This is a genomic window from Pantoea sp. Pa-EAmG (genome assembly GCF_030024295.1).
Taxonomy (GTDB): Bacteria; Pseudomonadota; Gammaproteobacteria; order Enterobacterales; family Enterobacteriaceae; genus Pantoea; species Pantoea dispersa.
Map to the genome: position 1 here is coordinate 1 of NZ_JASEWO010000182.1, position 8,705 is coordinate 8,705.

10 protein-coding genes are annotated in these 8,705 nt (G+C 59.0%); 3 read left to right on the forward strand and 7 right to left on the reverse strand.

Going from position 1 to position 8,705, the window contains the following annotated elements; translation table 11 throughout:
- The 6 genes from QMM04_RS18695 to QMM04_RS18720 form a co-directional block, all read right to left on the reverse strand.
- The coding region (locus QMM04_RS18695; RefSeq protein WP_282996744.1) for a type II toxin-antitoxin system RelE/ParE family toxin at positions 1–193 on the reverse strand (193 nt) is incomplete at its 3' end.
- On the reverse strand, positions 156–398 hold the full coding sequence (locus QMM04_RS18700; RefSeq protein WP_071813632.1) for a ParD-like family protein: 243 nt from the start codon (positions 396–398) through the stop codon (positions 156–158). The genes QMM04_RS18700 and QMM04_RS18695, both read right to left, overlap by 38 nt.
- A 117-nt stretch (positions 399–515) precedes the next feature.
- Positions 516–1,220, reverse strand: coding sequence for a YafY family protein (locus QMM04_RS18705; protein ID WP_166710439.1), 705 nt, complete (start codon positions 1,218–1,220; stop codon positions 516–518).
- A 40-nt stretch (positions 1,221–1,260) separates the two neighbouring features.
- Entirely contained in the window at positions 1,261–2,577 is a 1,317-nt protein-coding gene (locus tag QMM04_RS18710) for an MmgE/PrpD family protein (protein WP_282996745.1), read from the reverse strand.
- Entirely contained in the window at positions 2,574–3,725 is a 1,152-nt protein-coding gene (locus tag QMM04_RS18715; protein ID WP_058775941.1) for an amidohydrolase, read from the reverse strand. The genes QMM04_RS18710 and QMM04_RS18715 overlap by 4 nt, the downstream gene beginning before the upstream one ends.
- Positions 3,722–4,267, reverse strand: a complete 546-nt coding sequence (locus QMM04_RS18720; RefSeq protein WP_282996746.1) for a GNAT family N-acetyltransferase — start codon at positions 4,265–4,267, stop codon at positions 3,722–3,724. The genes QMM04_RS18715 and QMM04_RS18720 overlap by 4 nt, the downstream gene beginning before the upstream one ends.
- Before the next feature lie 252 nt (positions 4,268–4,519).
- Between QMM04_RS18720 and QMM04_RS18725 the strand changes: the two genes are divergently transcribed.
- From QMM04_RS18725 to QMM04_RS18735, 3 genes are read left to right on the forward strand one after another with little or no spacing between them, the layout of a single operon-like run.
- Positions 4,520–5,590: an iron-containing alcohol dehydrogenase family protein gene (locus QMM04_RS18725; RefSeq protein WP_211726849.1), complete on the forward strand. Its 1,071-nt coding sequence runs from the start codon at positions 4,520–4,522 to the stop codon at positions 5,588–5,590.
- 34 nt (positions 5,591–5,624) lie between these two features.
- Positions 5,625–6,923 carry an LLM class flavin-dependent oxidoreductase gene (locus QMM04_RS18730; protein WP_058770255.1) on the forward strand — a complete coding sequence of 433 codons (1,299 nt, stop codon included), beginning with the start codon at positions 5,625–5,627 and terminating at the stop codon, positions 6,921–6,923.
- Between the two features lie 16 nt (positions 6,924–6,939).
- Positions 6,940–8,139, forward strand: coding sequence for an aminotransferase class I/II-fold pyridoxal phosphate-dependent enzyme (locus QMM04_RS18735; protein ID WP_211726848.1), 1,200 nt, complete (start codon positions 6,940–6,942; stop codon positions 8,137–8,139).
- Positions 8,140–8,295: 156 nt separating this feature from the next.
- Here the strand turns inward: QMM04_RS18735 and QMM04_RS18740 are convergent, their stop codons facing one another.
- Positions 8,296–8,697, reverse strand: coding sequence for an H-NS family nucleoid-associated regulatory protein (locus QMM04_RS18740; protein ID WP_021509031.1), 402 nt, complete (start codon positions 8,695–8,697; stop codon positions 8,296–8,298).
- Positions 8,698–8,705: the final 8 nt, after the last annotated feature.

Below are 8,705 nucleotides of genomic sequence, written 5' to 3' on the forward strand. Positions count from 1 at the left end.
TGTGCACGCGTAAAAAGTTTAAGTCACCTCTCTTGAGCTCACCGATTTCAGGCGCATCAACAATCCTGTCGATCTCATCCTCGACGATGGCACGCTGTGTATCGGGCAATTTATCGAGCGTTTTTTCAAAGCGGCGTGTTTGATAAACCTCGATGCTATTTTGTGGTTTTGGATCGGGGTGTTCGGCGGACATACGGCGAAACCTTCTGATTATCGACTTCAGCCTGGGCGATCAATACTTCAGCGATGAAGCTATACGGTAAGTCCGGATTATCCTCAGCAATCCGGCCGATCTTCGCCCAATGCTCAATCTGCTTTGGAATGCTGCGGCTGGCGGCTTCAGCGTGAATTTTTACGTCGCTCACGAAGTCATCGTCTAAACGAATACTTGTGGCCATGAATATTACCTCGCGGATGAAAGCGGTGATGGACTGACTGTTGTAATGTTGAGTTGCGATTACTGCTGCACGCGGCTAAGTATGCGACATTTTGTCGCTTATGGCAACTTTATGTCGCTAGCGTGTCGCGCTGTCCACCGGGTGACGCAAATGGTGATAATCCCGCCAGCGTTTCAGCAACTGATGACGCGTGCCGGGATAGAGTTCGCTGGTGACGCTGATCGCTTCAATGCGGTCGACGCGGAAATTGCGGAACTCCTGGCGCAGTTCGCACCAGCCGCACAGCAGGCGCACGCGTTCAAAGTAGCCAATCACCACCGGCCAGATGGTGCGGGTGGAGAGGTTATCCTGCAGATCTTTGTAGCGCAGGCTGATCTTGCTGCGCTGATGGATTGCCTGGCGAATCTGCGGCAGATGGGTTTCGAACAAGGCTTCGCCCTGGGAGGCGATCAGCAGCGACTGGTGATCGATACTCTGCGTAAGATGGGACGGAATCACAGCCTGGACTTTGGCCAGCGCATGGCGCGCGGCGGACTTAAGCTCATCGTCGGTGTGTCGGGTGACCCAGTTGAGCCCAAGCACCAGCGCATCAATCTCCTGCCGGGAAAACATCAGCGGTGGCAAATGGCCGTCGGATTTCAGCAAATAGCCAACGCCCGCGCTGCCCTCAATCTCTACGCCCTGCTGCTGCAAACTAAGAATGTCACGATAGACGGTGCGCACGCTGATGTGCAGTTGTTCGGCGATACGCTGCGCGGTCAGCGGATAGCGATGACAGCGCAGCAATTGCAGCAGTTCGGGAAGCCGCTGAGTTTTAGACATGATACGCCAGCCTTAAGCGAAGAACGCGCGCCGGCAGGAATCAGGCGCGCAACAGTCGGCTTAATGTAGCCAAATCCGCCGTGCTTTGCAGCTCGCTGATAGCCAGTAACTGCTGCTGGCGCGCCGGCACTTCATGGCGCAGCGCCTGACGCAGTTTGGCCGCCACATCTACGCCATCCGCCAGCGACTGCTGCCGCGTGCGGCGCTGCTGCAGCTGACGACCCTCTTTCAGCGTCAGCGTGACGAGATGAAAACGCCGCGCCGGGTTGAGCGCATCGGGCGGCGCGGACGCATCCGGCGTGCGACGCACTTTGGCCGCCAGCGGCATCACCGCCGGATTGAGTGCACCTTCGGCAAAATCTTCCAGCCGTAAATCGTCGTACATCAGCATGGCGGCAATCACGTACTCCAGGCTAAAGCGTGCTTCGATGCCGTTAGCCGGCACGCGAACTGCCGCCGCGATGTCACCACCCGGCGGGAAGGCGACCGTGATGTCATCAATATTTTCCAGCAGTGAGTCCAGCGAGTGACCTTCCGCCAGCCAGGCGCGCCGCAGCAGACGTGCCGCTTCGGCAGCGCTGTGAGTTCCGGCGCAGGTGGGGAAGGGTTTGAACTCCAGACCGGGGGTACTGATGCGCCACGGCGCGCCCCAGTTTTCCACCAGCCGTTGCGGCTGCGCCTCGCCGTTACTGCTGGCGGCGAGAAACGCGTCGAGCACGCCTTCATGCCGGCCATCGAATTTCGCCAGCGTCAGCTGCGCCGCCATCACCGCACGCTCTGCCGCCAGTCCGGCGTGCAGCGGCTTCACCGCTGAACCAAACTGAGCGCGCAGTCCGCTGGCCTGGGTCGCCGCGATGCCGATCAGCGTGGCGCAGTCGGTTGCATTAAGCTGCAGCAGACGTGCCAGCGCGGCCGCCGCCGCCAGCGTGCCCAGCGTGGCCGTGTTGTGATAACCCAGCGCATAGTGTTGCTGGCTGGCGGCCAGTCCCAGCCGGCCAGCCACTTCCACGCCGATGACATAGGCATCAAGGAACGCTTCGGCAGTGGCGGGCTGCTGCTGCTGCCAGGCAAACAGCGCGGGCAGAATCGCCACGCTGGGATGGCCGCGAAAATCGGCATGGAAATCATCGTAATCCAGCGCATGGCCGGCATAGCCCAGCAGTAACGCCTGTGAGCGTACGCTGCCGTCGCCATAAACCTGTCGCAGCGCCGGTAAGCCGCTGTCCGGCACCTGCTGCTGTAACACCGGCCAGCTCACAGCGAGAAAATCCTGCACGCCAGTGCGCGCGGCATCACGTGCCGCCGTATCCGGCTGGCTTTGCAGGATGCGCTCAGCCAGCGCGACGCTCAGGTTCATGCCTGCTCCAGACTGCGCAGCGCCGCCACGGCGAGCTGCGCGAGGTAGCGTGAGGTGGGCAGTAACACCGCATCATTGATGCGAAAAGCCGGATGGTGCAGCGCATAAGGTTCACCAGTGCCGATCATCACAAAGGCACCGGGCAGCTGTTGCTGATAAAAAGCAAAATCTTCGCCGATCGGGCTGGCTTCCACCACGCGCGCCTCAAGTCCGCTGGCGGTGGCCTGCTGCAGAGCAAAATCCGCCCAGTGCGCATCATTCACCACCGCAGGCGGACCGGCGTGCCAGTTAAACTCAACCTCTGCGGCAAAAGCCGCACCAAGGCCAAGCACGATTTCGCGGAAGCGCTGCTCCAGTCGCTCACGCGTGGACTGAGAGAAGGTGCGCACCGTGCCTTCCAGCCAGGCGCTGTCCGGAATGACGTTCCAGGTGCTGCCGCTGTGCAGCTGGGTGATCGACACCACCGCGTTGTCAGCGGAGGGGGCGTTACGGCTAATCAGCGTTTGCGCCGCGGAGACAATCTGCGCCGCGATAACGATCGGATCGTTGCCCTGATGCGGTTTGGCGGCATGGCTGCCGGTGCCGGTGATGCGGATATCGAAGCGATCCACCGCCGCGGTCAGCGCGCCGGCTTTGCTGCCCACCACGCCAGGCGGCAGCGACGGATCGTTATGAATGCCGAAAATCGCCACCGCCTCCTGCAGCGCGCCGGTGGCGATGACATCCGGCGCGCCCTGGCCGGTCTCTTCGGCGGCCTGGAACAGAATCCGCACGCGGCCGGGCAGCGTTGCCTCCTGCTGCTTAAGCAGAATCGCCGCGCCGAGTGCAGCGGAAGCGTGAAAATCGTGGCCGCAGGCATGCATCACGCCGGGACGCTCCGAACGAAAAGCGACGTCCGACTGCTCTTCAATCGGCAGCGCATCAATATCCGAACGCAGCACAATCAGCGGTCCCTGTGCCGGACCGACCTCTGCCACCAGACCGGTTTTCAGTGGCAAATCAACGATGCGAATCTGGTGCTGTTCCAGCTGCTGGCGCAGGCGGGCGGTAGTTTCAAACTCCTGATTGGAGAGTTCCGGAAAACGATGCAGTTCGTGGCGAAAGGCGATCAGCTGCTCGCCCAGCGCTGTTTCATTCAGTTGGCTCATGCCTGGCTTCCTTGTGATGCCGCCTGGCGCGTCAGCCAGGCATCGTGCGCGGTTTCATCCAGCACTTTTTTCATATATTGCGTGATGTGGCCTTTGCCGAGATCGGTGGTGTGCATGAGCACAAATCCGCTCTTGCGATACATATCAATCAGCCAAGGATGGCTGATGGCGGTACCGAGCGAAACTGCCGGTGCGCGTAACTGGCCGCGTAAAATTTCCTGCTCCAGGCGATCCTGAACCTGGCGGCCAAACTGCTGCCCCGCATAGTCCGGGTGAGCACCAAACCAGCCGATATGCGGCAGGCCGAACGGACCCGGCAGCGGGCCCCATGGATAACGCACGGTGACCGAGGAGACCATCACGCCCTGGGCATACAGCGCATACACGCCGTGGCTTTGCAGATGCCGCAGCGTTTTCTCGCGGTCAGCGGTGGCCGCATCAAATTTGATCCCCAGCGCCAGCGTGGGCGCATAGGCGGCATGCATCAGCGCCTGATAAGTGTCCACTTCGTCTTCTGTGACCTGACGAAACTCAAGTGTCATAGCTATCCCCGGAAAACCGCCCGGTGGGCGATAAAGAAAGAAGGCTCAGAGTAGCAGTAAAGCGCTGACGGCCTATATGTGAAATACGGATAAGCTAATGCAAATTTGTGAAAATGAAATGGCGGCTTTTTCATTGCACAAATCGCCATTTACCGTAGTATGCATAAAATACATAGCGCTATAACTATTTCGCATTAATCCTCTGAAATATAACAATTTTGTTATGGCGTTTTTCCTAATCAGGGTGACAACGTGTTAGCGATTAAATCTCCGCGTGCCTACGCACACGAACCGGGACTGCGTGCGCGCACCGGTGAATTCATTAAACCTTATGCTACGCATATCCGTATTTTCACCTCTCCACGCGCCTGGCAGGCGGTTAATCCGCAATTAACGCAAAGTCTGGAAACCTGTGGTATTCGCTGGGAAATCGAGTATTTGCACGGCGAATGCACCGACGCGGCCATTGATACGCTGAAAAGCAATTTGCAACAGCAGCAGGCTGAACTGCTGCTGGCAATTGGCGGCGGGCGCGTACTGGATGCGGCTAAAGCGGTCGGCAGCCAGTTACCGGAAATCACCGTCGTTAATTTCGCCACCGTCGCGGCGACCTGTGCCGCCTGGTCGCCGGTGGCGATTATTTATGACGCGCAGGGCGGCCACGTGCGCAGCCAGCCGCTGGGCAAAATGCCTGAACTGGTGCTGGTAGACAGCGAAGTGATCGCGCAAAGTGATGTGCGTTACCTCAAAGCGGGCATTGTCGACGCGCTGGCTAAATACTACGAGTTCTATCCTTATCTGCGGCACAACCCCCACGATCTCGCCCTCGATCTTAAAGTGATGACCGCGCAGCGCGCGCTGGATGTCTATCGCCAGCACGGTGCCGCCGCCGTGCTGGCCAACCAGCAACAGCGCGTGACGCCAGATCTGGTGAAGGTGATTGATGCCAGTATTGTGCTGGCCGGCCTGGCCAACAGCGTGCGTGACGTGCTGCCAACGCCAGGCTTTGCCCATGCCATTCATAACCGTCTGACCCATCAGCCGGAGCTGCACCACTGGCTGCACGGTGAAAAAGTCGGTTACAGCCTGCTGGTGCAGTCGCTGATTGAGCACGACGGTGAGCCGGACGCCGCGCTGCTGGCGCTGCTGCGGCAGTATGATATGCCGCTGACCTTAGCGCCGCTGCACGGCGATCGTCGCGCAGCCATCAGAAGCATTGCTGAACAGATCAAATTCCCGGCGGCCAGCGCCGAACGTTTGCCGTTCCGCATCAGCGCGGATGCCTTAGAGCAGGCGCTGCTGGCGACCGAGAACGCCTTTTAATTGTTATCGACCCTTTTATTGACCAGGAAAAAATATGGCTACTTCATCTTCACGCCGCATCCGTTTAGGGCTGTTTGTGCAACCGGTTGGACAGCACGTGAGCGGCTGGCGGCTGACGGAAAATCTGGGCGATCCGACGGATATTGACTGGCTGATCACCATCGCGAAAAAAGCCGAAGCCGGTAAGTTTGATCTGTTCTTCGTGGGTGATGCACTGGCGACCAGCATGTATCGTCTGCCTTCCACCATGGCGCGTCTGGAGCCGTTAACGCTGCTGTCGGCGCTGGCGGTCAACACCAAGCGTATTGGCCTGGCGGCGACCGCCTCGACTACCTTTAGCGACCCGTTCACCATGGCGCGCAGCTTCTCGTCGCTGGACCACATTAGCCGCGGCCGCGCCGCCTGGAACGTGGTGACGTCGTTCTCTACCGATGTGGCGCGTAACTTCAGCCGCAGCGATATGCCTAATCATGCGGAGCGCTATGCGCGCGCGCGTGAATTCCTCGATGTCACCTATAAGCTGTGGGACGGCTGGCAGGCGGGGGCGGTGCAGCCCAACAAAGAGACCGGTCAGTACTTCATTGATGACAAAATTCAGCCGATTAACCACGTCGGCGAGCACTTCCAGGTGCAGGGTCCGCTGAACATTACCCGCTCACCGCAGGGGCGTCCGGTGATTATCGAAGCCGGTTCTTCCAGCGATGGGCAGAAGCTGGCGGCAGAGACCGCCGAGGTGATTTTCACCGCCTCGGCCAGCCTGGAAGAAGCACAAAGCTTCTACCGTTCGCAGAAAGATCAGGTGATTGCCGCCGGACGCAATCCGGATCACGTGGTGATCATGCCTGGCGTGATGCCGATTGTTGGCCGCACGCGCGAAGAGGCCAAAGCGCTGTGGAAAGAGCTCAACACGCTGGTTGATATCGACAACGGTCTGCGTCAGCTCTCGCTGCGTTTCAATATGGATCTGAGCCAGTATCCGCTCGACGGTCCGGTGCCGGAAGTGCCGCTGGGTGAAGGCAACCAGAGCCGCGTGAAACTGATGACCGACATGGCGAAACGTGAAAATCTGACGCTGCGCGAACTGGCTGCGGTAGCCGCCGGATCGCGTGGTCACCGGGTAATCGTCGGTACCGCGCAGGATATTGCCGATGACTTTGAGCTGTGGCTCAACGAGGGCGGTGCCGATGGTTTCAACATCATGCCGGCGATCATGTCCGAGCAGCTTGATTTGTTTGTGGAGCTGGTGATTCCGGAACTGCGCCGTCGCGGTCTGTTCCGCGAAGAGTACGAGTTCGCCACGCTGCGTGAAAACCTCGGCCTGCCGGTAGTGTGAGAGACAGGAGCGAAACATGATCACCCTATCGAAGCGCGTACAGTCTGTGTCGCTCTCGGCTAACGCGGCGGCACGTCAGCTGACGCGCCAGCTAAAAGAGCAGGGCGTGGATATTCTTGACCTCACCACCGGTGAGCCGGATTTTGATACGCCCGCGCACATCCGTGCCGCCGCCAGCGCCGCGATGGATGGCGGTGAAACCCGTTATACGCCGACCAATGGCACCACCGCGCTGCGTAAAGCGGTGCAGGCCAAACTGGCGCGCGAGAATCAGCTGCAGTACGCGCTGGAGCAAATCTGTATCGCCAACGGCGCAAAACAGATCATCTTCAACGCGTTTGCCGCGACGCTAAACGACGGCGACGAGGTGATTGTGCCCACGCCATACTGGCCAACTTTTCCGGACAGTGTGCGTTTCAACGGTGGCGAGGCGGTGCTGCTGCCTTGTCCGCTTGAGCAGCAGTACAAGCTGCAGCCGGCGCAGCTGGCGCAGGCGATCACTGAGAAAACCCGCTGGCTGGTGCTGAACAATCCCGGCAATCCCTCTGGCATGGTGTACAGCGCACAGGAGTTGCAGGCCCTGGCTATGGTGCTGCGCGATCATCCCAATGTGCTGATTATGCTGGATGAGTTGTACGAACATATCCTGTTTGACGATCGTCAGCACGTTAGTCTGCTGCAGGTGGCGCCGGAACTGGCTGAACGCGTTTTGCTGGTGGGAGGCGTGTCGAAAACTTATGCCATGACCGGCTGGCGCATTGGCTTTGCTGCCGGGCCGCAGCCGCTGATTGATGCCATGGTGGTGGTGCAGTCGCAGAACAGCTCTGGCGCCAGCGCCATCAGCCAGGCGGCGGCGGTTGCGGCCTTTAACGGTGGGCTCGATTTTCTGCCCCCGCAGCGCGCCGCGTATCAGGCGCGACGCGATGTCATTGTGCAGCAGTTGCAGCAGGTGGCCGGCATTGAAGTGCTGCAACCTCAGGGCGCATTTTTTGTCTTTTGTCGCTGTGCTGGCCTGCTGGGCAAAACCCGGCCTGACGGCGCCGTACTGCATGATGAACAGGATGTGCTGAATTATCTGCTGGAGAGCGGTGTGTCCGGCGTGGCGGGCAGTGCTTACGGCCTGTCGCCGTATTTCCGTTTATCGATCGCCACGGATATCGATAGCGTTGAGGAGGCGGGTAAACGCATTGCGCGCGCCTGTGCAGCGTTAATCTGACGGGCGGGTGTGGGAAGGCGTAATGGCCTGATCACCTCGCGGCACACTGTATGAAAGGAATGCATGAAAGGATTGCATGAAAGCATTTAGGGTGCCGCGATACAGGGGCGGTGATGCGGCAATTAGCCGGTTCCGCCCCGATTTCCTGCGACTGGATTAAATCAGAAAATCATCCAGCGAACCGCCAGCGTCAATCGCTGACTTTATCGGCGAGGGAGTACGACCCTGACCGGTCCAGAATTTCTCATTACCCTGTTCGTCGGTAAATTTATACTTCGCCGGACGCGGTGCACGTTTTGCTTTGCTCTTCGTTTCACCCTGGTTTAATTGCGCCAGTTCATTAATTGTAATGCCGTCTTTGCGCAGCATCTCTTTATATAACGCCAGCTTCTCTTCTTTTTCGCGCTGTGCAGCACTCTCTGCAGCCGTCTCTTCGCGGCGTTCGGCGACCACCACGGCAAACTTCTCCAGCATTTCGTTTAATACCGCAACCTCAATATTACGTGCTTCAGCACGCAGCGTACGAAGATTGTTCAATGCTTTGAGTGCATCGCTCATGAATAAAC